A 21099-nucleotide genomic window follows, 5' to 3' on the forward strand; every position below is an offset into this window, starting at 1 on the left:
ATGGCGACGGGAGGGACGATGGTCATCACGAGTGATATCCCCGTGCAAGCCCTCAGGGCGGGGGTCGGCACGGTCACAGAAGAGGTGATCGAGGAGATCCAGGCCCGGATCCCCGAGTACGCCCGGCCATCGGACGGTCTTTACCTCAAGGTCATCAGGATGGCGGTCGAGCAGGCCATCGAGGGCTTCCTCGACCGCATCGAGAATCCGGACACCCCCTGGGACCCGGAGCCGTTCCGCATGATCGGCAAGGGCGAGGCGGCCGAGGGCCGCAACCTCGAGCCGCTCCAGACCGCGATGCGGCTCGGCGCCCGGGTCGGCTGGCGGCGCCTCACGGAGCTCGCGGAGCCGCTCGGGCTCTCCCCGCAGACGCTGTACGACCTGGGCGAGGCCATCTTCGTCTACCTCGACCAGCTCGCCGACGCGGCGGCCGAGGGCTTCGAGGAGGCCAGGGCGCGCGCCGCCGGCGAGATCGAGCGCCGCCGCGCCCGCCTGCTCGACCTGCTGCTCAGCCACCCGCCCGCCGGCGCGGAGGCCGTCGCCGAGCTGGCCAAGTCCGCCGGGTGGCGGCTGCCCAAGACCGTCGCCTGCGTGGCGCTCGACGACCGGCACGGCATGCCGGCGCCGGCTCCCGACGTGCTCCTGGGCCTCGACAGGCCGGTCCCGTGCCTGCTCGCGCCCGACCCGAACGGACCCGGCCGGGCCCGGCTGCTCGAGCACGCCCTGCGCGGGCGCCGGGCCGCGATCGGCCCCGCCGTGCCCCTGGCCGCCGCCGCGACCTCGCTGCGGTGGGCCGGCGAGGCGCTCGAGCTGTCGCGGCGCGGCGTCCTGCCCCGGGGGACGCTGCGGTGCGAGGACCACATGGCGACGCTGGTGGTGTTCAAGGACGAGGAGCTGGTCAACGCGCTGGCCGAGGTGCGCCTCGCACCCCTGGCGCACCTGCGGCCGGCGCAGCAGGACCGGCTGGCGGAGACGTTGCTGGCCTGGCTGCGGTACGGGCGCGGCGCGGGCGAGGTGGCCGCCAGGCTGCACGTGCACCCGCAGACCGTGCGTTACCGGCTGCGGCAGCTCGAGGAGCTGTACGGGGACCAACTCGCCGATCCGGACATCCGCTTCGAACTGGAGATAGCGCTACGGGCCAGGCAGGCCGTCCAGGGGGCCTGAGCCCAGCGGTGGACGTCCATCACGCCCTGACCTGCGCGCTCGGCGCTCCGGCGGCTCCGCGGGCCTGAGCGCGTCTGTTGGGGGTAGCGGTCGTCGCATGCGACTGACGTACACCTCCGACGTCTGGTACAAGAACGCCGTCGTCTACTGCCTCGACGTGGAGACGTTCAAAGACGGCAACGGCGACGGCGTGGGCGACTTCCGTGGCCTGACGCAGCAGATCGACTACCTCGCGGGGCTCGGCGTGACGTGCCTCTGGCTCATGCCGTTCTTCCCCACCCCCAACAGGGACGACGGGTACGACATCACTGACTTCTACAACATCGACCCGCGACTGGGCACGCTGGGCGACTTCGTGGAGTTCATGCGTACCGCCAATGACCGGGGCCTGCGGGTGATCGCCGACCTCGTCGTCAACCACACCTCAGACCAGCACCCCTGGTTCGTCGAGTCCAGGTCGAGCAGGGACTCGCCCATGCGCGACTGGTACGTCTGGTCCGACACCCCCGAGCCGGACGACCCCTCGCAGATCGTCTTCCCCGACAAGGAGAACAGCATCTGGCAGTACGACGAGAAGTCGGAACAGTACTACCTGCACAGCTTCTACCGGCACCAGCCGGACCTGAATGTCGGCAATCCCGAGGTCAGGGACGAGATCGCGCGCATACTCGGCTTCTGGATGGAGCTCGGGCTGTCCGGGTTCAGGGTGGACGCGGTGCCGTTCCTCATCGAGAACGTCAACCCCCAGCTGGCGAACCCGCACGAGTTCCTGGCGGACCTGCGGGCGTTCATGACGCGGCGCAAGGGCGGATCGATCCTGCTGGGCGAGGTCAACGTCCCGTACAAGGACCTGCCCGCGTACTTCGGCGAGGGCCTCGGCGACCAGCTCACCATGTGCTTCGACTTCATCGGCATGCAGAACGCCTGGCTGTCGATGGCCCGCAGCGACGCCACGCCGCTCGCCCGCGCCCTGCGCGAGCGCCCCAAGCCGCCGAAGGACTGCCAGTGGGCCATGTTCCTGCGCAACCACGACGAGCTCACCCTCGACAAGCTCACGGAGGAGGAACGGCAGGAGATCTTCGAGGCGTTCGGGCCGCGTAAGGACATGCAGATCTACGGCCGCGGCCTGCGCCGCCGCCTGCCGACCATGCTCGGCGGGGACCTGCGGCGCATCAAGATGGCCTACAGCCTGCTGTTCTCGCTGCCGGGCACACCCGTGATCTTCTACGGCGAGGAGATCGGCATGGGCGAGAACCTCGACGAGGAGGGCCGCATGGCGGTCCGCATCCCCATGCAGTGGTCGGCGGACGGCGGCTTCACCCAGGCGGAGCCGGTACGCGAGATCCCGGAGGGCTCCTTCGCGCCTGACCGGGTCAACGTGGCCGACCAGAAGCGGGACGTGAACTCGCTGCTGCGCTGGTTCCAACTGCTGATCGAGCGCTACCGGGAGTGCCCGGAGCTGGCGTGGGGCAGCCACACGGTGCTGGAGACGGGCCGGCCCTCGGTCCTCGCCCACCGCTGCGACGCAGACGGGGCCACGGTGGTGGTCACGCACAACCTGTGCGACACGGCCGTGGACGTGGAGCTGACGCTGGAGGGGCTGGAGGGCAACCTCCTCACTGACCTCCTGATGGACGGCACGCTGGAGGTCTCGGCGGACGGCTCGGTACGGGTCCCGCTGGACCCCCACGGCTGCCGCTGGTTCCGCGCCTCACGCCCCGAGATCCCCCCGGAGGACGCCTCGGTCAAAGCCCTGTGACCTCGCCCGATGTCGCATGGACGCCGGGTCAGGGTGAGGGGGCGGCGGGCCAGGCGGACATGGCGAGGGTGGCGACGCGGAGAAGGGCCGCGTGGGAGGCGCCGTCGCGGGCCTGCGTGGACATGCCCTGGATCACCGTGGCGTAGAACGTCGCCAGCCCTGTCGTGTCCGTGTCCGCCGGAAGCCGCCCGGCTGCCACGTCATCGTCGATCCGCGCCTTGAGCGCCGCCTTGCCCGCCTCCCTGAACTCCCGCAGCAGCTCCTGGACCTCGGCTGACTCGGGCCCGCAGTTCACCGCGGCCGTGATGATCATGCATCCTGCGGGGTGTGAGTCGTCGGTGTGCTCGGCGGCCGTCTCCCGCAGCACCCGCTCGACGGCCGCCCGGCCCGTCGGCTCCTCCGCGAGCGCCCGGGGCGTGAAGGCCCCGTAGGTCTCCTGGTAGCGCCGCACCGCCTCCTCGAACAGCCGCTGCTTGTCCCCGAAGGCCGCGTACAGGCTGGGCGGTCTGATCCCCATGGCGGCGGTCAGCTCGGCGACCGAGGTCGCCTCGTAGCCGTGCCGCCAGAACGTGAGCAGCGCCTGCTCCAGCGCCACCTCTCTGTCGAATGCCCGCTGTCTGGCCATGCCCCACATTCTATAGCGATCGCTATGGTATGTTCTGTAGCGATCGCTAAAGAAAGGCTGCGAAGAATGAAGACAGCACTGGTGACCGGAGCCAGCAGGGGGATCGGCCGCGCCATCGCGCTGCGCCTGGCCAGGGACGACTTCCGGGTGGCCGTCAACTACGCCAGGGACGAGGAGGCCGCCATGGAGGTCGTGAGCCTGATCGAGCAGGACGGCGGCAGCGCGTTCGCCGTACAGGCCGACCTGGGGCAGCAGGAGGACGTGCACCGGCTCGCGGAGCGGGTGAGAAGCGAGACGGACGTCCTGGACGTGCTGGTCAACAACGCGGGCATCGGCATGTCCAAGCCCATCGCGGAGGAGACGCCCGAGGCTTACGACCGGGTGTTCGCGGTCAACGTCAAGGGGCTGTTCTTCCTCACCCGGCAACTGCTGCCGCTGGTCCCCGACGGAGGCAGGATCGTCAACATCACCTCGGGCGTGACCCGCATCGCCTTCCCGGAAGGGATCGCGTACGCGATGACCAAGGGCGCGGTGCAGGTGTTCACGCTGGCACTGGCCAAGGAGCTAGGGCCGCGCGGCATCACGGTCAACAACGTCGCGCCCGGCATCATCGACACCGACACCAATGCCGCCTGGCTGCGCGGTGATCCGGAGGCGGAGGCGTACGCGGCCGGCAGGCACGCGCTCAACCGGATCGGCCAGGCGGACGAGATCGCGAACGCGGTGGCGTTCGTCGCCTCACCGGAGGCGAGCTTCATCACCGGCAGCACCATCGACGCCACCGGCGGAGGGAACCTCTGAGATGCCCACCGTCACCCACAGCTCGGGCCAGGTCCACTACCGCCGGGCGGGCAGCGGCCCTGGCCTGGTCATGGTGCACGGCACCGGCGGCGACGCCGTCACCAACTACGCCCACCTCGTGCCTGACCTCGCCGGCATCCGCACCGTCATAACCCCCGACTACGCGGGCAGCGGCCAGACCGCGGACCCGGGCGGCGACCTCACGCTCGACCTGCTCGCCGGACAGGTCGCGGCCACGTTCGAGGGCCCGTCCGACCTCGTCGGCTTCTCGCTGGGCGCGGCCGTCGCCGTCGCGGTCGCGGCCGAGCATCCCGAGCTGGTCAGGCGCCTGGTGCTGATCGCCGGCTGGACACACGCGGAAGACTCCCGGCTGAGCCTCGGCCTGCGGACCTGGGCCAGGCTGGCGGCCACCGACCCGGAGAGCTTCGCCGCGTACGGGCCGCTGATGGCGTTCAGTCCCGGGTACGTGAGCGCGGTCGGCGCCGGGGCCATCATGGCAGGCGAGTCTCCGCGCGGGACGTTGCGCCAGATCGAGCTGGACCTCCGCGTCGACATCAGGGATCTGCTGCCGAAAGTCACCGCACCCACGCTGGTCATCGGCAACACCCGGGACTACCTGATCCCGGTGGAGCACGCCCGTGCGCTGCACGCGGCGCTACCCGGCAGCGAGTACGCCGAGCTGGACAGCGGCCACGTCGTCCTGCACGAACGGCCGGCCGAGGTCACGAAGCTGATCCGAGAGTTCATCACACGCGTAACCAACGAGTGATTTGTCCTGATTACTCTCCACTCTCATGCAGACCAAGAAGCTCGCCCTCACCGGGGCCGCCGCGCTGTACGCGCTGGCCCTGGTGGCTCCCCCCGCGCAGGCCGGTGCCGCCTCGGTAGACGCCCCGGTCACCGTCACGGTCATGGGCACGTCCGACATCCACAGCAACGGCCTCAACTGGGACTACTTCAAGGACACCGCCTACGCCGACAGCGCGGGCAACAGTGTCGGGCTGGCCAAGGTGTCCTCCCTGGTCAACCAGATCAGGGCCGAGCGCGGGGCGGACCACACGCTGCTGTTCGACTCGGGTGACACCATCCAGGGCACCCCGCTGGCGTACTACTACGCCAAGGTCGAGCCGATCACCCAGACCGGCCAGATCCACCCCATGGCCAAGGCCATGAACGCCATCGGGTACGACGCCGTGACGCTGGGGAACCACGAGTTCAACTACGGTCTGCCGCTGCTGGCCACCTGGATCAAGCAGATGAAGGCTCCGGTGCTCGGCGCGAACGCGGTCCACGACAAGAGCGGGCTGCCCGCGTACCGGCCGTTCGTGATCAAGACCATGAAGGTCGCGGGTGAGAAGCCGATCAAGGTCGGCGTGCTCGGGCTGACCAACCCCGGCGTGGCCATCTGGGACAAGGCGAACGTCGAGGGCAAGCTCCGCTTCACCGACCTGGTCGAGTCGGCGAAGAAGTGGGTGCCGGTCATCCGCGGGCTCGGCGCGGACGTGGTCGTGGTGACCGCGCACGCGGGCGACAACGGCATGTCTTCCTATGGCGGCGACCTGCCGGTGGAGAACGCCTCCGCGATGGTGGCCGAGCAGGTGCCGGGCATCGACGCGGTGCTGTTCGGGCACGCGCACAACGACGTTCCCCAGCGGTTCGTCACGAACAAGGTGACGGGGCGGCAGGTGCTGCTGACCGAGCCGGGCAAGTGGGGCCAGCGCCTGTCGAGGCTGGACTTCCAGCTCACCAGGCAGCACGGCAGGTGGGTGGTCACCGGCAAGTCGTCCACCACGGTCAACACGAACACGGTCGCCGAGGACCCCAAGATCGTTCAGCTGCTCAAGCCGCAGCACGACGCGACCGTCGGCTACGTGAACAAGGTCGTGGCCAAGTCGACGCAGGAGCTGTCGGCCGCTGAGTCGCCGTACAAGGACACGGCGATCCTCGACTACATCCAGCACGTGCAGGTGGAGACGGTCAAGCAGGCGCTGCCGGGCAACACGCTGCCGGTGCTGTCGATCGCCGCGCCGTTCAGCCGCACCGCCGTCTTCCCCGCCGGCGACATCCGCGTCAGGGACGTGGCCGGCCTGTACGTCTACGACAACACGCTGCTGGCGATCAAGCTGACCGGCGCGCAGATCAAGGACTACCTGGAGTACTCCGCCAAGTACTTCAACCAGCTCGCCCCCGGCGCCCCGGTGGACGTGACCAAGCTGACGAACGCCGGCAACACCCCCGACTACAACTACGACCAGCTCTCCGGGGTGTCGTACGACATCGACATCTCGAAGCCGGTCGGGCAGCGGATCGCCAACCTCGCCTACGACGGCGCCCCGGTCCCGGCCGACAAGGAGTTCGTGGTCGCGATCAACAACTACCGGCAGTCGGGCGGCGGCGGCTTCCCGCACGTCACGGGCGCTCCGGTGCTCTACAACGCGCAGGTGGAGATCCGCCAGGCGCTGATCGACTACGCCACCGCCAAGGGCGCCGTCGACCCGGCTGACTTCGCCGTCCAGAACTGGAAGCTGACCAGGGACGGCGTGCCGGTCTTCTAGGCGTACGGGGCACCGGGTCAGAGGTAGGAAGGTCCCGTGACCCGGTGCCTGAACGTCCACCACACCCAGCCCTGGGCGGCCACCAGCAGCGGGATCAGGGCCAGGATGACCGGCACCAGCACGGCGCCCGACGTGCCGGGGTGCAGCGGCAGCCGGAGGCCCGCCAGCACGCCCACGGCCAGCAGCGCGGCGGCCGTCAGCGCGTAGGTGCGGGCCTCGCCCGCCCCGCCCGACAGCACGGCCGCCCGCTCCCGCAGGCTCCCGCGCAGCCGCAGCGCCGCGAAGGCCAGCCCGTGCGTGGCGAACAGGGCGGCCAGCACCAGAGCAGGCAGCACGGCGATCGGGCCACGGATGCCGAGCAGCACGTGGCTGAGCAGCGAACCCCAGCTCAAGGCCAGCCCCCAGCTCCCGGCCACGATCGCGCCGTCCCAGAACGCCTGCCACCGCGGCCCCGGCACCCGTCCACGCAGCCACAGGCCCATGTCGCGGATGATCCACGACAGGATCAGCGTCACCACCAGGGAGTAGTTGCCGCTCAGCAGCGTGCCCTCCAGTTCGGGGAAGAGCCCCGCGAGCACGCCCGCCGTGGCCACCAGCCAGACCTCGTTGCCCAGGAAGAAGGGCGCGACGGCGGCGATCACCTCCCGCCGCTCGCCGGCCGACCTGCCCAGGTACGGCAGCGCCATGCCGACCCCGATGTCGGCCCCGGCCAGCACGAGGTAGCCGAGCGCGAAGAAGGCCAGGATGAAGATCTCCATGACGGGCTCCTCAGAAGCTCAGAGCGGGGACAGCAGGAGCGCCCAGTGCCGCGGTGGCGGGCCCGCGGCGGGCGTGCCTGGCCAGCAGCCAGTAGTTGATCGCGATCAGTACGGCGAAGACAGTGGCGAAGGCGGTGAGGGAGAAGCGCATCTGGGCCGCGGACACCGGTGACATCGCGTCGGCCGTCTTCAGCAGCCCGTACACGGCCCACGGCTGGCGGCCCAGCTCACGGAAGATCCAGCCGGACAGCATGGTCACGAACGGGACCGGGATCATCAGCGTCAGCAGCCAGTGCCACGGCCTGAACCCGCGCACGACCGGGCGGAAGAGCACGAGCAGCCCGCTCAGCGCGGCGACCACCGTCATCACCAGCCAGAGCGTCATCATCGTGATCCCCGCGCCGAGCACCGGGCCCACCGGCGGCATGTAGTCGCCGGGGCCGTAGGTGGCCGCCATCTGCGCCTGGAGCGCGGCGATCTCGGCGGGCGAGCCCGACCACGCCGCCACCTTCGTCGGCTGCAGGGTCTGGAACCCGAGCCCGCCGAACGTCACGGTGACGAACAGCGCGGGCACCGCCACCCCGATCCCGATCCGCAGCGACTTGCGGAAGAAGTCCTGCTCGGCGGTGTGCTTACGGAGGTGGTACGCGCTCACCCCGGCCAGGAAGAACCCACCGGTGATCATCGCGCCGCCCATGATGTGGCCGAACGCGACCAGCGCCGCCGGGTTGGCCACCATCGCCCCGAGATCCACCAGCCGCAGCACGCCGCCGTCCACCACGTGGCCGGCCGGGTGCTGCAGGAAGCCGTTCGCGACCATGATCCAGAAGGCCGACGCGTACGCGGTCAGCGTCACGACCCAGATCAGCGCGAGGTGCGCCCACCGGTTCAGCCGGTCCCAGCCGAAGATCCACAGGCCCAGGAACGTGGACTCCACGAAGAACGCCACCAGCGTCTCGATGGCCAGCGCCGACCCGAAGACGTTCCCGGCATACTCCGTGAGCCCGCTCCACGACAGCCCGAGCTGGAACTCCATCACCAGCCCGGTGACGATGCCCATCGCGTAGTTGATGATGTAGAGCTGACCCCAGAAGCGCGTCATCCTCAGGTGCACGGGGTCGCGGCTGAAGGTCGCCCTGGTCTGGATGGCGGCGACCAGCGTCGCCAGGCCGAGCGTCAGCGCCACGAAGAGGAAGTGCGCACCCGCCGTGAGCGCGAACTGCAGGCGGGCCAGATCCACGGTGTTCATGGTCAGAGGTTCCCGGTACGGCTACGCCTGCCGCGTCATGCCTGGGCAGCAACCTGCCGTACATCTCCGGTGGCACGAAGATCGACCAGCGTACGACTCAGGGTGTAACCCAGCCCGGGACGATCATGCCGGCCTCGTACGCGATGATGACGAGCTGCGCCCTGTCGCGTACCGACAGCTTGGTCATGATGCGGCTGACGTGCGTCTTCGCCGTCGCGGGGCTGAGCACGAGCCGGGCCGCGATCTCGTCGTTCGACAGGCCGCCGGCCACCAGCGCCATGACCTCGCGCTCGCGCTCGGTGAGCGCGTTCAGCTCGGGGCCGGGCTCGGGACGCTTGACCCGGCCGGCGAACTCGGCGATCAGCCGCCGCGTGATCGACGGTGCGATCAGCGCGTCGCCCCTGGCCACGACCCTGACCGCATGGATCAGCTCGGCCGGCTCGGTGTCCTTGACCAGGAAGCCGCTCGCGCCGGCTTGCAACGCGGCGTACACGTAGTCGTCCAGGTCGAACGTGGTCAGGATGATCACCTTGACGCCCTCGAGCCGGGCGTCGGCGGTGATCCGGCGGGTGGCCTCCAGGCCGTCGAGCTCGGGCATCCGGATGTCCATGAGCACCACGTCGGGCCGGTGCTCGCGGGCCCCGGCCACGGCCGCCGCGCCGTTGGCCGCCTCGGCGACGACCTCGAAGTCGTCCTCGTCGCTGAGTATGGACCGGAACCCGGCGCGTACCAGGGTCTGGTCGTCGGCGAGCAGTACGCGGATCATCCGGCCCCATTCGATGGCTGGTTCAGTGGCAGGTGGGCGACGACGCGGAAGCCGCCCTCGGCGCGGGGGCCGGCCTCCAGGGTGCCGCCGAGCGCGGTGGCGCGCTCGCGCATGCCCTGCAGACCGAAGCCGCTGCCTTCGTCGTATGTGGCACCCGGCCCGTCATCCTCCACGCAGATCATGATATTTCCGGATGCGTTGCTGACCGTGAGCGTGGCCTGGGTCGTGCCGGAATGGCGGGAGACGTTGGTCAGCGACTCGCTGATGATCCGGACGGCGGCCAGGTCCACCTCCGCCGGCACGGCGTCGAGCGGCCCGGACAGCTCCGTACGCACCTCCAGCCCCGACGCCGCGACCAGCGCGTCCACCCGCGCGAGGCTGTCGGCGGGCCTGGTCGGGGCGTCCTCGTCCACCTGGCGCAGTACGCCCAGGGTGGTACGCAGCTCGCGCAGCGTCTCCTTGCTGGTGTCCTTGATCGTCCGGAGTGCCGTCTCGGCGTCCTCGGGCCGCTTCTTCAGCCCGTGCAGCGCCGCCGCGGCCTGCACGTTCATCATGGAGATGTTGTGCCCGAGCACGTCGTGCAGCTCGCGCGCGATCCGCAGCCGCTCCTCGCTCGCCCGCCGTCTGGCCTCCTCTTCCTTGCTGTGCTCGGCCTCGAGCGCGCGCTGCTCGACCGCCCGCAGGTAGGCGCGGCGGTTGCGGGTGACGCCGCCGAACGCGATGGCGGCGACCTCCCAGCCGGCGATCATGAGGAACAGGCTGTTGTCCACGTGTCTGACGCCGCCGGTCTCACCGATCCCCATGCCCAGCACCGACGCCGCCCCGATGGTGATGGCCGCGGTGAGGTGCCCCCGGTCGGCCGCGGTGTAGAGGGCGACGAACGGCAGGATGGCGAGCGGTCCGTCGAGGGCCGCGTACCGGTAGTACACGGCGACGACCACCATCACCAGGATCAGCACCCCGACGGGGTAGCGCTCCCGCAGCAGCAGCGCGCCGCAGCCGATGATCGGCAGCACCAGGTCGAGGGCGTTGGGCTGCTCGGCCCCCCGGAACGCGTACGTCACGGCCACGCCGGCCAGCGTCGCCGCGATCACGACCAGTGACACGATCGTGCTGGTGGACGGCCTTCGCATGCCTCCCATTGTGGAGGGGTAATCGGAGGGACGCATCTGGGTAGAGCAGGTAAATGACCACAAAGGACGAACTCCAGCAGGTCGAAGAGGACCTGGCCAGGTTGAGAGCCGAGAACCAGGACCTGCGCAGCCAGGTCCGCGACTTCGGTGCGACCGACCAGGTGGAGATCTCGGCCGTGATCAGTCAGGCGGACGAGCAGGAAGAGTTGATCACCCAGCTCGAGCGCCGCCGGGACACGCTGCTCCAGCGCCTCCAGCAGGAAGGCGTCACGTAGGTTTGGCAAAGCGATCTACACCAAGACCCCGCTGACCCCCGAGATCCGCGAGGCCGTGGCTCCTGCACGCCGCCACCACTCTGCCCGAGGCCGTCGCACCCGTTCCCACCGCTGACGGGGGCGACGGCCATCATGGTGGCGGGCCGCCCGATCTCCTGCTGGCCCTACGTCGAGGGGGACTGGCCGGACTCCGACGTGCCGGAGCAGCGCGTGGCGGGCGCGCGGCTGCTGGCCAGCTGGCCAGGGACGGCGGCATCGTCGCGGTGCTCGACTGGGACGAGACGTTCGTCGGCGCCCCGGAGGTGGAGCTCGCCGCCGCGGCCCTCGAATGGGGGGATGACGAGCTCGGGCCGAGCAAGGAGTTCCATCGGCTGCGCCCCTGAAAGCGGCTGACAGAGATCTGGCAGCGCCCCCGTGCATCGTCATTCCCATGACGAACACGCTGATCGTCGGCTCCGGGCCGACAGGACTGACTCTGGCCATCGAGCTGGCCCGCAGGGGCGTCGACCTCCGCATCATCGAAAGATCTCCGCAGCCGCCCACCGGCGTCCGCGGCAAGGGGCTGCAGCCGCGCACGCTGGAGGTCTTCGACGACCTCGGCGTGATCGACGAGATCCTCGCCACCGGCCGGGAGTACCCGGGCCTGCGCAGCTACCAGGGCGACCAGGTCGTCTGGGAAGGGCGCATGGACGAGATCCGCGAGGCGTCGGAAGGCGTGCCGTACCCCAACCTGATCATGCAGCCGCAGTGGCGGACCGAGCAGATCCTGCGCGACCGGCTGGCCGAGCTGGGGCATCAGGTGGAGTTCGGGGTCGAGCTGACCGGGTTCGAGCAGGACGACAAGGGCGTGACGGCCCACCTGAGCACGGGCGAGCGCGTCGAGTGCGCCTATCTGGTCGGGGCGGACGGCGGCCGCAGCACCGTACGCAAGCAGCTCGGCGTCGGCTTCGCAGGTGAGACGTACGAGAGCGAGCGCATGCTGCTGGCCGACATCAGGACGGGCGACCTGGACCGGGAGCACTGGCACGTCTGGGGCTCCATGGCGGAGCAGACCCTCTACTTCTCGATCTGCCCGCTGCCGAACACTGACGTCTTCCAGCTCGTCGCCCCGTACACCGGTGACGACGACCTGATCGGGCTCGTCGCCGAGCACGCCCCGCACGTGCGGATCGACGAGATCGTGTGGCGCTCCGAGTACCGGGTCAACATCCGCATGGCCGAGCGGTTCAGGGTCGGCAGGGTGTTCCTGGCCGGGGACGCGGCCCACGTGCACACGCCGGCGGGCGGCCAGGGGCTCAACACCGGCGTGCAGGACGCCTACAACCTGGGCTGGAAGCTGGCCATCGGCTCGGAGGCGCTGCTCGAGACGTACGAGGACGAGCGGATGGCGGTGGCGGAGCACGTGCTGGGCCTCAGCACCCGCCTGTACAGGGAGAAGGAGAACAAGCGCGGGGACGACACCAACCAGCTCGGCCTGGCCTACCTCGGCAGCCCTCTGTCCGTGGGGGAGCGCGGCGGCGACCGGCTCGGCACCCTCTTCGAGGAGCAGCGCGGCACCGGCTTCCTGCTGCTGGCCGACACCGCGGCGGAGTACCCGTTCAAGGTGCTGCCGCCGCTCGACGGCCAGAAGGGCGTCATCCTCGTCCGCCCCGACGGCTACATCGGCTATCACGGGGACGAGAGCGGGCTCAGCGCGTACCTCTCGGGGTTCGGCATCATGGAGCCCCGCGCCGACGCCGCGCGGTAGCCCTCCTCGCCCAGCGCGGCCCGGCACTTCGCCGCGAGCTCGTTGACGTGGGGATCAGCGGACTCGCCGATCCCGCGCAACGCCCGCGCCGCGCCGAGCAGCTCGGCCGCGACCTTCGGCTCCATGTGCTCGGCCACGCCCTCCAGCACGGTCGCCCGCGCGGTGCTGTCGGAGCACGTGACCATCAGCTCCAGGGCCCGGCGCAGCGGCTCGCGGGGCTCGCCCACCCTGGCGAGCTCGACGTACATGAACGCCCTGGCCTGCGCGGGCAGCTCGACGTCGAGCGCGAGCGCCGACCGCAGCAGCCGGGCGGCCTCCTCCGGACGGCCGGTACGCCTGGCCAGCTCGGCCCTGGCATGCATGACCCTGACCACGATCGCCCGGTCCTCGGACCTGACGGCCGCGGCCCACGCCTGCTCCAGCGCGGCGGCGGCCCCGGCGTGGTCACCCGCGCGCCCCTTGAGCTGCCCGAGCCGCAGCAGGAACGTCATCACCCCCATCGAGGTGTCGGGCCCCGTCAGCTCGGCGGCCAGCCGCTCCGGCTCCTCGGCCAGGGCGACCGCCGCGGCGTAGTCTCCCCGGTTCTCGGCGGCCAGCGAGAGCCAGAAGAGCCCGGCCCACTGCCCCCACCGGTCGCCGGTGCGCCTGAGCCCCTCGACCGCCGGCCTCAGCAGGTCCTCGGCCCCGGCCACCGCCCCGTACTCGAACCGGACGATGCCCGCGACCAGCAGCGCCGCCGATCTGGTCCACAGGTCGGGATGATCGCGCAGCCGTTCGGCGGCCCGATCGGTGCGGCTCACCACGTCGGCGGGCGGCGCGCCCCCGCTGATCATCCCCATCGCCCAGGAGTTGAGCGCGGCCGGATGGTCCGACTCCAGCACCGCCCGGGTGGGCTCGGCCCCCATGGCCACCCGGCAGAGCCCGTGCGCCAGCTCCCGGCCCGGCGGCGACACGTCTCCCACCCTGCGCAGCACCGCCTCGGCCTGCTGTCGGATCTCGCGGTGCCTGCTCCGCAGAGTCCACGGCCAGAAGAGCGGCAGGATCAGCCTGAGCGGGTCGTCGGTGTGGCGCAGCGCCGCGTCCAGGTTGCCCCGCTCGGCGTCCAGCACGGCCAGCCACCTGAGCTGCTCGCCGCTCCGCAGGTGCGGCTCCGCGGCCTCGGCCAGCTCGGTGTAGTAGCGGGCGTGGGCCTGGCGGAGCTCGGGGAGGTCGGCGGCGGCGTACTGCCTGATGGTCTCCAGCATCGTGTAGCGGTCGCCGGAGAGCTGGATGAGCGACTTGTCCACCAGCGAGGAGAGCAGGTCGAGGTCGCCGCCGCACACCCGCGAGATCGCCTCGTACGTGGCCCCGCCGGAGAACACCGTCAGGCCGCGGAGCAGCTCCCGCTCGCGCTCGGAGAGCAGGTTCCAGCTCCAGTCGATGACCGCGCGCAGCGTGCGGTGGCGCGGCTCGGACGTACGGCCGCCGCGGAAGGCGAGCCGGTCGCCGAGCTGCTCGACCAGCACGGACACCGGCATCGCCCGCAGGCGCGCGGCGGCCAGCTCGATGGCCAGCGGGATGCCGTCGAGCTCGCGGCAGATCCGCACGGCCTCCGCCCGCCTCAGCCGGACGTCGGCCCTGGCGGCGACGGCCCGGTCCATGAACAGTTCGGCCGCCTTCTCCTCCGGCAGCGGCAGCACCTGGTGCAGCGCCTCGCCCGGGATGTCGAGCGGTTCCCTGCTGGTGGCGAGGATCCGCAGCCCGCCCGCCTCGGACAGCAGCCACTGCGCGATCCGGGCGGCGTCCTCGATCACGTGCTCGCAGTTGTCCAGCACGATCAGGGGCGCGGTGCCGCGCAGGGCTCTGGCGAGGTCGGTCGTCCTCAGCACGCTGTCCATGGCGGCCCGTACGTCGGTGGCGGCGGCCAGCTCCACCAGCCACACGCCGTCCGGCACCGCCAGCCCCGCGGCCACCTCCACGGCCAGCCGGGTCTTGCCCGCCCCGCCGGGTCCGACGAGCGTGACCAGCCTGGCGCGGCCGAGGAGCGCGTTCAGCCGGGAGACGTCCTCCGACCGGCCGACGAAGCTGGTGAGCCGGGCGGGCAGGTTGGTGCTCGGCTCATGGTCCTTGAGTGCTTCCAGGTGGGCTTCCCGCAGCTCTGGGCCGGGGTCGACGCCCAGTTCTTCGGCCAGGGCGGCTCTTGTCCGTTCGAAGAGGTCGAGTGCCTCGGCGCGCCGCCCGTTCGCGGTCAGCGCGCGTATGAGCAGCGCGTGGAACGGCTCGCGTAACGGATGGGCGGCGACCAGCTCCTCCAGCTCGGCCACCGCCTCGGTCTGGTCGTCCGCTGCGAGGTCGGTGGCGATTCTCGTGGCCAGGGCGGTGAGGCGCAGCTCCTCCAGGCGGGCCGCCGGGGCCTCGGCGAAGGGCAGCTTGTACGCGTCCGCCAAGGCCGTGCCCCGCCACAGCGCCAGCGCCCTGTGCACGTCACCGGCCCGTACGAGCCGCTCGAACGCCCACGCGTCCACCTCGTCCTGCGGCACGTCGAGCACGTATCCGGCCGGATGGGACGTGATCAGGCCGGGCGCCTCCCTGCGAGCCCTGGACACCAGCGACTGCAGTGCCGCCAGGGGATGGGCGGGCGGCTCGTCCGGCCACAGGTCGTCGATCAGCCGGTCGGCGGTCACGACGCGGCCGGGGTCCAGCGCCAGCCGCACCAGCAGCACCCGCACCCGAGCACCGGCGACCTCGCTCCCGGCCACCTGAAGCGGCCCCAGGATCCCGACCCGCACCCCGCCCTCCCCTCGCACGCCGGCTCCACATTACGACCGACGTTCCCGGCTTGTGAGGTCTGGTGGTTTCCTGGGTGTATGCCTGATCTAGTGGTGGACGGCGGCGACAAGCTCTGTGTGCAACTGCTCATCGAGCTGCGCGGGCACGTGCGCACAGCCGGTCCCGGAGCCGTGATCCACCTGATCGCCTCCGATCCCGCCGCGCCCGTCGACCTGCCCGCCTGGTGCCACCTGACCGGGCACACCTATCTCGGGCCGGTGCCGGGGGCGGAGCGGCCCACGTACGCGCTGCGCGTGGCCGGAGCGGCGAAGCAGACCGAGGAAGCCAAGCCGTGGCACGTGGCTTAAGCGGTTAATTCCCTTATCGGAGGGGGTGCCCTAGAGTATGAGGGTTATCCGGTTCAGAGAGGGAGACCGTGAAGCGACCCACGATCGCCGACATCGCCAGCCGGGCCGGGGTGTCCAAAGTGGCGGTCTCCTACGCGCTCAACGGGCAGCCGGGCGTGTCGGCGGCGACGCGGGCCAGGATCGTGGCCATCGCCGAGGAGATCGGCTGGCAGCCCAACAGCGCGGCGCGGGCCCTCAACGGCGCCAGAGCCAACTGCGTCGGCCTCGCGCTCTGCCGTCCCGCGCGCATCCTGGGCGTCGAGCCGTTCTTCATGGAGCTGATCAGCGGCATCGAGGGCGTGCTCGCCGACCGCTCCTACGCGCTGCTGCTCCAGGTCGTCACGGGCCACGAGCAGGAGAGCGAGGTCTACCGGCGCTGGTGGGGTGAGAGCCGGATCGACGGCGTGTTCCTCGTGGACCTGCACTACTCCGACACGCGGGTGGCCGAGCTGGAGCAGCTCGGCATGCCGGTCGTGGTCATCGGCCATCCCTCGGAGTCGGGCTCGCTGTCGGCCATCTGGTCCGACGACGGCGAGGCGGTGCGCGAGACCGTCGGCTACCTGGTGGCGCTGGGCCACCGCCGCATCGCGCGGGTGGCCGGGCTGCCCGAGCTGGTGCACACGACCGTACGCGACCAGGCGTTCGCCCAGGCGTGCGAGGGCGTGGCCGAGCACGTCACCGTGCACACCGACTACACCGGCGACGAGGGCGCCAGGGCCACCAGGCGGCTGCTCAGCTCCCCCCACCGCCCCACGGCGATCGTCTACGACAACGACATCATGGCCGTGGCGGGCCTGTCCGTCGCCCAGGAGATGCGGGTGGAGGTGCCGCGCGACCTGTCCATCGTGGCCTGGGACGACTCGCCGCTGGCCCAGGTCGTCCGGCCGCCGCTGACGGCGCTCACCCGCGACATCCCCGCGTACGGCGCGCACGCCGCCCAGCGGCTGCTCGCGCTGATCGCGGGCGAGAGCGTGCCCCCTTACGAGGACCAGGCGGCGGTGCTCACGCCGCGCGGCAGCACCGGTCCCGTTCACTCCGGTACGTAGACCTCCGCCTCCCAGGCTGCCCGCCCATCGGCCGTGCGGCGCCCCCTGCGTGGGCGCGAGCCGGGTGCGTCCCGGCACGTGCCGCGGGTGGGAGCCGGGCGGCTGGCAGACCGCCGAGTCCCGCACCCGCGGCACGTGCCGTCCCCTCCTTCGCGGCACGCCCCCCCGGAGCCGCCCCCGCGTCCCCCGCGCCGGGACGGCTCCAACCATGACGGAGTTCGGGGCAGGCCGTCTGAGTACCCCTATACCTAAACGAGATACGAAATGACACGAACCGTGACCCGAGCCGCCGGCCGCACCTTGACAATTTTTTTTGTCGGCACATACTCTCATCCTCAGAGAGCGGAGGACATCATGAGCAAGGTCATCTCGGCGGACGGCACCTCCATCGCGTACACCCGCGCAGGCCAGGGCCCGCCGGTCATCCTCGTGGACGGCGCGATGAGCTACCGCGGGCAGAGCATCAACACCGGCCTCGCCACCGCGCTGGCCGGGAGCTTCACGGTCTACACCTACGACCGGCGCGGACGCGGCGAGAGCGGTGACACCAGGCCCTTCGCCCCCGAGCGGGAGACCGAGGACCTGGCCGCCCTGGTCGCGGAGGCCGGCGGCGAGGTCCGCCTGTACGGCACGTCGTCGGGCGCCGCCGTGGCGCTGGCGGCCGTCGAGAGCGGGCTGCCGGTCGAGAAGCTGGCGCTGTACGAGCCGCCGTTCATCGTGGACGGCAGCCGCCCGCCCATCCCCGACGACTACGAGCGCCGGCTCGACGAGCTGGTGGCCGAGGGCCGCAGCGCCGACGCGATCCGCTACTTCATGCGCAAGGGCGTCGGCCTGCCGGCGGTGGTCGTGGCCATGATGCGGTTCATGCCCGCCTGGTCCACGCTCAAGGCCGTGGCGCACACGCTCCCGTACGACGCGGCGTTCGTGGTCCCGTACGAGCAGGGCACCCCGTACCCGGCGTCGAGCTGGGCCTCCGTGAAGACCCCCACGCTCGTCATGGACGGTGGCAAGAGCCAGGCGTGGATCCGCAACGCCGCCAGGTCGCTGGCCGAGCTGCTGCCCAATGCCGAGCACCGCACGCTCGAAGGCCAGACCCACATCGTCAAGCCGGCGGCGCTGGCGCCCGTGCTGGAGGGGTTCTTCCGATGAGGTTCCGCGCCACGATCGAGCTGGGCGGCAAGACGGCCACGGGATTCGAGGTCCCCGCCGAGGTCGTCGAGGGGCTCGGCGGCGGGAAGCGGCCCTGGGTGACGGTCACGATTCTTCGAGAGCTTCTCCTATTCGCGCAAGAGGCGGTACGTGCTGCAGTTGAAGCGCTCCCCACGAACTAAAGTAGGGGGATTCCAGCCAGCTCGGGGCTCGCCGTAGCGTGGCCCTGAGCTGCTGTTGCTTGGCGGTTCGCCTTCCGGCCCACGCGGTTGCGTGGTTTGCGCGCCCCAGCCCGCGCACCCGGTCCGGGTGGTGCGTGCTCCGCCCTCCCGGCGGTGAGGATGTTCTTGGCGGCGTTCACGTCGGCGTGTTCGGTGTGGCCGCACGAGGTACACCGGAAGACCGCTTGGCTCTGGCGGGACTTCCGATCCACCACCGTGCACACGTTGCACGTCTGGCTGGTGTACGCCGGGTTCACGGTGATCACGTGGGTGCCTGTGTAGCGGGCCTTGCTGCGGGTGGCCAGCTCGATTCGGTGCCAGCCTCTGTCCAGGATGGACCGGTTCAGGCCGGACTTGCTCGCGGCCCCGTTGGGCAGGAACGCGCCCGACTGTTCGGGGTCTGGTCTGGGTGCCACGGCGGCGGTCATGTTCGTGGTCGCCAGGGCCTCGAACACGATCAGCTCGAAACTCGTGGCCAAGGTGTGGGCGGTCTTGGCGGCGAAGTCAGCGCGGCGGCGCCGTACCTTCGCCAGCGCCTTGCCGAGCTTTGCGGCGGCGTGCTTGCGCCGGGCGGAGCCCTTTCGGGTGCGGGCCAGGCGACGCTGGAGCGTGGCGGCGTGTTCGACCTCCCGTCCGCGGGCGAAGACCTGGTGGTGGAAGAGCCCGTCGGAGCGGGTGACGACCTTGGCCACACCTCGGTCGACACCGACCGCGCTGCCCGGCTTGTCGTGCCGCTGCGGTGTGACCACGCCGTCTTCGACGAGGAAACTGACATACCAGTGGGGGCCGTCCTGGCTGACGGTGGCGTTCTTGACCCTGCCGCCGAGTGGGCGGGTGAGGCGGATTCGACAGAAGGGCTCACCCCCATGGCTGAAGCCAGGGGTCCGCGCCCTTGATCTCCGATCGAGGGCGCCAAGAAGCCGGAGACCAGGCAGCGGCGCGTCGCCGACACGGTCGCCAAGCTCGCCGACGGCATCGGCTGAGGGCGTTCGCCCAGCTTGGGTCCCGTGCGACCCGGCGACAGGCGCGTAACGCCGTGTTCGGCGGGTATGCGGCCACCATGACTGAGGGCTTTGACACCGACCTGCTGTGGGACGAGTTCCACCGGCTGGTGAACATGAACTCCGAGGAGCTGCGCGCGTACCTGCTGGCCGACGCCTCCGGCGAGGACGGCTTCCCGCCCGACCCCGACCTGGGCATCGACGGGCTGGGGCGCGGCGTGCTGCACGTCCTGAGCAAGCGGAAGGGCGACCTCACCGAGGACGACGTCGAGCTGATGCGCCAGGTCGTGGACCTCGTCGAGACCCTGGGCGAGCGGACGGACGACGAGTCGCGGCGGGAGCTCATGTCCGTGGGCCACGATCCGCTGAGAGGATAGGCCGATGGTCGAGCCGCGCCCGTGGATCGAGGGGTACGTACGCGCCTGGAACTCCAACGACCCCGACGACATCTCCGCGCTCTTCACCGAGGACGCCGTCTACTACACCGAGCCGTACGTCCCGCCCTGGCGGGGGCGTGACGAGATCGTCTCGCAGTGGCTGGGGCGGCGGGACAAGCCAGGTGAGGCCACGTTCGAGTGGCAGCCGGTGACCGTGGCCGATGACGTGAGCGTTATCCAGGGGGTCACTTCATATCCGGACAAAACGTACAGTAACCTGTGGGTGATCAGGTTCGTACCCGACGGCCGATGCCGGGAATTCACCGAATGGTGGATGCGACAGGACGTCAAATGATGCAATGGGCCGAACCGTCTTCATCCGAGGAGATCCGTTGAGAGACAACCTCGACCTCGCCGCGAGCGCCCAGGAACTGGCTGACGCCGCCCCGACGGGATCGATCGACCACGCCGCCGCCTCGTCCGTGGCCATCACGCTTGCCACGACCCGCGACATCTCACACGCCCGGATGACGCTGGACGGCGTCTCTCCGGACGAGGTCCGGGAAGCGGCGGTGGCACTCTTCGAACGGCTGTCGGCGGGCGCTTAGCACACGGCCCGGCTCCCGGTCGCCCTTACGGAGGACGCGGCCGGGCGCATGACGCTGTGCCGCGAGATGGGCAGGCTAGGGGCTCAGGCGGGCTTGTAGGGTGCGGCGGGCGAGCTCCGGCGCCCGCGGGTCGCGGTGCAGCTGGATGGCGTGGTTCAGGGCCATGGCCGTGCCCAGCAGTTCGAACACGAGCTGGTCGGGATCCGTCCGCTCCGGCAGCTCCCCGGCGTCCACCGCCCGCCGGGTCTCCTTGCGCAGCCGCCCGCGCCAGGCGTCGAACAGGGACTCGACCGCGTCCCGCACCGGCCCCGGCCTGCCGTCGAACTCGTGTGCCGCGGCCACGAAGAAGCACCCGCCGGGGAAGACCTCCCGTTCCAGATACGAGATCCACGTCTCGCAGAGCACCCGCAGCCGGGCCAGGCCGGGCGCGGCGGGAATGGCGGGCTCCCAGACCTCGGCACGGAAGATCTCCCCGGCCCTGCCGAGGACGGCGAGCTGCAACGCCTCCTTGGAGCCGAAGTGCCCGAGCACGCCCGCCTTGCTCATGCCCAGCTCGCGGGCGAGGCGGCCGATGGTCAGCCCTTCGAGCCCTTCAGCGGAGGCGATGGCGACCGAGCGGTCGAGGATGGCCGCACGCGTGCTGAGGGCTTCGGCAGCGGACTTGCGCGGGCTCATGCCCGGCACTTTAGCGTCCGAACGTTCGGTTGCTA

23 protein-coding genes are annotated in these 21099 nt (G+C 70.8%); 15 read left to right on the forward strand and 8 right to left on the reverse strand.

Annotation, left to right across the window (positions count from 1 at the left end; all coding sequences use genetic code 11):
- Positions 1–18: 18 nt before the first annotated feature.
- Positions 19–1164: a helix-turn-helix domain-containing protein gene (locus AB0J64_RS02825; protein ID WP_364019575.1), complete on the forward strand. Its 1146-nt coding sequence runs from the start codon at positions 19–21 to the stop codon at positions 1162–1164.
- A gap of 97 nt (positions 1165–1261) precedes the next feature.
- Positions 1262–2923, forward strand: a complete 1662-nt coding sequence (locus tag AB0J64_RS02830; protein WP_364019578.1) for an alpha-amylase family protein — start codon at positions 1262–1264, stop codon at positions 2921–2923.
- Positions 2924–2951: 28 nt separating this feature from the next.
- Here AB0J64_RS02830 and AB0J64_RS02835 read toward each other — a convergent pair whose 3' ends face one another.
- Positions 2952–3548: a TetR/AcrR family transcriptional regulator gene (locus AB0J64_RS02835; protein WP_364019581.1), complete on the reverse strand. Its 597-nt coding sequence runs from the start codon at positions 3546–3548 to the stop codon at positions 2952–2954.
- A gap of 66 nt (positions 3549–3614) precedes the next feature.
- Here AB0J64_RS02835 and AB0J64_RS02840 point away from each other — a divergent pair, with 66 nt between their 5' ends.
- The 3 genes from AB0J64_RS02840 to AB0J64_RS02850 are packed head-to-tail and all read left to right on the forward strand — an operon-like array spanning position 3615 to position 6904.
- Positions 3615–4349: an SDR family oxidoreductase gene (locus AB0J64_RS02840; protein ID WP_364019584.1), complete on the forward strand. Its 735-nt coding sequence runs from the start codon at positions 3615–3617 to the stop codon at positions 4347–4349.
- 1 nt (position 4350) lies between these two features.
- Entirely contained in the window at positions 4351–5118 is a 768-nt protein-coding gene (locus AB0J64_RS02845; RefSeq protein WP_364019587.1) for an alpha/beta hydrolase, read from the forward strand.
- Positions 5119–5143: 25 nt separating this feature from the next.
- The gene (locus AB0J64_RS02850) at positions 5144–6904 is read left to right on the forward strand and encodes a 5'-nucleotidase C-terminal domain-containing protein (RefSeq protein ID WP_364019590.1); all 1761 of its coding nucleotides are present in this window, start codon (positions 5144–5146) and stop codon (positions 6902–6904) included.
- Positions 6905–6921: 17 nt separating this feature from the next.
- On the opposite strand, the gene AB0J64_RS02855 is transcribed toward AB0J64_RS02850, so the two are convergent.
- The 4 genes from AB0J64_RS02855 to AB0J64_RS02870 all read right to left on the reverse strand — a co-directional run bounded on the left by AB0J64_RS02855 (position 6922) and on the right by AB0J64_RS02870 (position 10810).
- A complete protein-coding gene (locus tag AB0J64_RS02855; protein ID WP_364019593.1) occupies positions 6922–7662 on the reverse strand; it encodes a cytochrome d ubiquinol oxidase subunit II in 741 nt (246 codons plus the stop codon).
- A gap of 10 nt (positions 7663–7672) precedes the next feature.
- Positions 7673–8911 (reverse strand): cytochrome ubiquinol oxidase subunit I, encoded by a 1239-nt coding sequence (locus tag AB0J64_RS02860; protein ID WP_364019596.1) that lies wholly within the window; start codon positions 8909–8911, stop codon positions 7673–7675.
- A 97-nt stretch (positions 8912–9008) separates the two neighbouring features.
- Entirely contained in the window at positions 9009–9677 is a 669-nt protein-coding gene (locus AB0J64_RS02865; RefSeq protein WP_364019599.1) for a response regulator transcription factor, read from the reverse strand.
- Positions 9674–10810 carry a sensor histidine kinase gene (locus AB0J64_RS02870; RefSeq protein ID WP_364019602.1) on the reverse strand — a complete coding sequence of 379 codons (1137 nt, stop codon included), beginning with the start codon at positions 10808–10810 and terminating at the stop codon, positions 9674–9676. The genes AB0J64_RS02865 and AB0J64_RS02870 overlap by 4 nt, the downstream gene beginning before the upstream one ends.
- A 53-nt stretch (positions 10811–10863) precedes the next feature.
- On the opposite strand from AB0J64_RS02870, the gene AB0J64_RS02875 reads away from it, so the two are divergent.
- A complete protein-coding gene (locus AB0J64_RS02875; protein ID WP_364019605.1) occupies positions 10864–11085 on the forward strand; it encodes a hypothetical protein in 222 nt (73 codons plus the stop codon).
- Between the two features lie 430 nt (positions 11086–11515).
- A complete protein-coding gene (locus AB0J64_RS02880) occupies positions 11516–12832 on the forward strand; it encodes an FAD-dependent monooxygenase (protein ID WP_364019607.1) in 1317 nt (438 codons plus the stop codon).
- Here the strand turns inward: AB0J64_RS02880 and AB0J64_RS02885 are convergent.
- Entirely contained in the window at positions 12754–15618 is a 2865-nt protein-coding gene (locus tag AB0J64_RS02885) for a BTAD domain-containing putative transcriptional regulator (protein WP_364019610.1), read from the reverse strand. The two genes, AB0J64_RS02880 and AB0J64_RS02885, sit on opposite strands and share 79 nt — an antisense overlap.
- Before the next feature lie 60 nt (positions 15619–15678).
- On the opposite strand from AB0J64_RS02885, the gene AB0J64_RS02890 reads away from it, so the two are divergent.
- The 4 genes from AB0J64_RS02890 (at position 15679) to AB0J64_RS02905 (ending at position 18364) form a co-directional block, all read left to right on the forward strand.
- Positions 15679–15948 carry a sulfurtransferase TusA family protein gene (locus tag AB0J64_RS02890; protein WP_364019612.1) on the forward strand — a complete coding sequence of 90 codons (270 nt, stop codon included), beginning with the start codon at positions 15679–15681 and terminating at the stop codon, positions 15946–15948.
- A gap of 68 nt (positions 15949–16016) precedes the next feature.
- Positions 16017–17033, forward strand: coding sequence for a LacI family DNA-binding transcriptional regulator (locus tag AB0J64_RS02895; protein ID WP_364019615.1), 1017 nt, complete (start codon positions 16017–16019; stop codon positions 17031–17033).
- A 354-nt stretch (positions 17034–17387) separates the two neighbouring features.
- Positions 17388–18182 carry an alpha/beta hydrolase gene (locus AB0J64_RS02900; RefSeq protein ID WP_364019618.1) on the forward strand — a complete coding sequence of 265 codons (795 nt, stop codon included), beginning with the start codon at positions 17388–17390 and terminating at the stop codon, positions 18180–18182.
- Positions 18179–18364, forward strand: coding sequence for a hypothetical protein (locus tag AB0J64_RS02905; protein ID WP_364019621.1), 186 nt, complete (start codon positions 18179–18181; stop codon positions 18362–18364). Before AB0J64_RS02900 ends, AB0J64_RS02905 begins: the two co-directional genes overlap by 4 nt.
- On the opposite strand, the gene AB0J64_RS02910 is transcribed toward AB0J64_RS02905, so the two are convergent.
- The gene (locus AB0J64_RS02910; RefSeq protein ID WP_364019936.1) at positions 18361–19338 is read right to left on the reverse strand and encodes a transposase; all 978 of its coding nucleotides are present in this window, start codon (positions 19336–19338) and stop codon (positions 18361–18363) included. The two genes, AB0J64_RS02905 and AB0J64_RS02910, sit on opposite strands and share 4 nt — an antisense overlap.
- On the opposite strand from AB0J64_RS02910, the gene AB0J64_RS02915 reads away from it, so the two are divergent.
- From AB0J64_RS02915 to AB0J64_RS02930, 4 genes are all read left to right on the forward strand, one after another.
- Positions 19306–19386, forward strand: a complete 81-nt coding sequence (locus tag AB0J64_RS02915; protein ID WP_357604287.1) for a YdeI/OmpD-associated family protein — start codon at positions 19306–19308, stop codon at positions 19384–19386. The genes AB0J64_RS02910 and AB0J64_RS02915 overlap by 33 nt on opposite strands.
- Positions 19387–19463: 77 nt before the next feature.
- On the forward strand, positions 19464–19781 hold the full coding sequence (locus tag AB0J64_RS02920) for a DUF3140 domain-containing protein (protein WP_364019624.1): 318 nt from the start codon (positions 19464–19466) through the stop codon (positions 19779–19781).
- A 4-nt stretch (positions 19782–19785) separates the two neighbouring features.
- A complete protein-coding gene (locus AB0J64_RS02925; protein WP_364019627.1) occupies positions 19786–20136 on the forward strand; it encodes a nuclear transport factor 2 family protein in 351 nt (116 codons plus the stop codon).
- A gap of 37 nt (positions 20137–20173) precedes the next feature.
- The gene (locus AB0J64_RS02930) at positions 20174–20389 is read left to right on the forward strand and encodes a hypothetical protein (RefSeq protein ID WP_345001616.1); all 216 of its coding nucleotides are present in this window, start codon (positions 20174–20176) and stop codon (positions 20387–20389) included.
- Positions 20390–20464: 75 nt separating this feature from the next.
- On the opposite strand, the gene AB0J64_RS02935 is transcribed toward AB0J64_RS02930, so the two are convergent.
- The gene (locus AB0J64_RS02935) at positions 20465–21064 is read right to left on the reverse strand and encodes a TetR/AcrR family transcriptional regulator (RefSeq protein WP_364019630.1); all 600 of its coding nucleotides are present in this window, start codon (positions 21062–21064) and stop codon (positions 20465–20467) included.
- Positions 21065–21099 lie beyond the last annotated feature (35 nt).

Source organism: Nonomuraea sp. NPDC049695 (genome assembly GCF_040674955.1).
Lineage (GTDB): Bacteria > Actinomycetota > Actinomycetes > Streptosporangiales > Streptosporangiaceae > Nonomuraea > Nonomuraea helvata.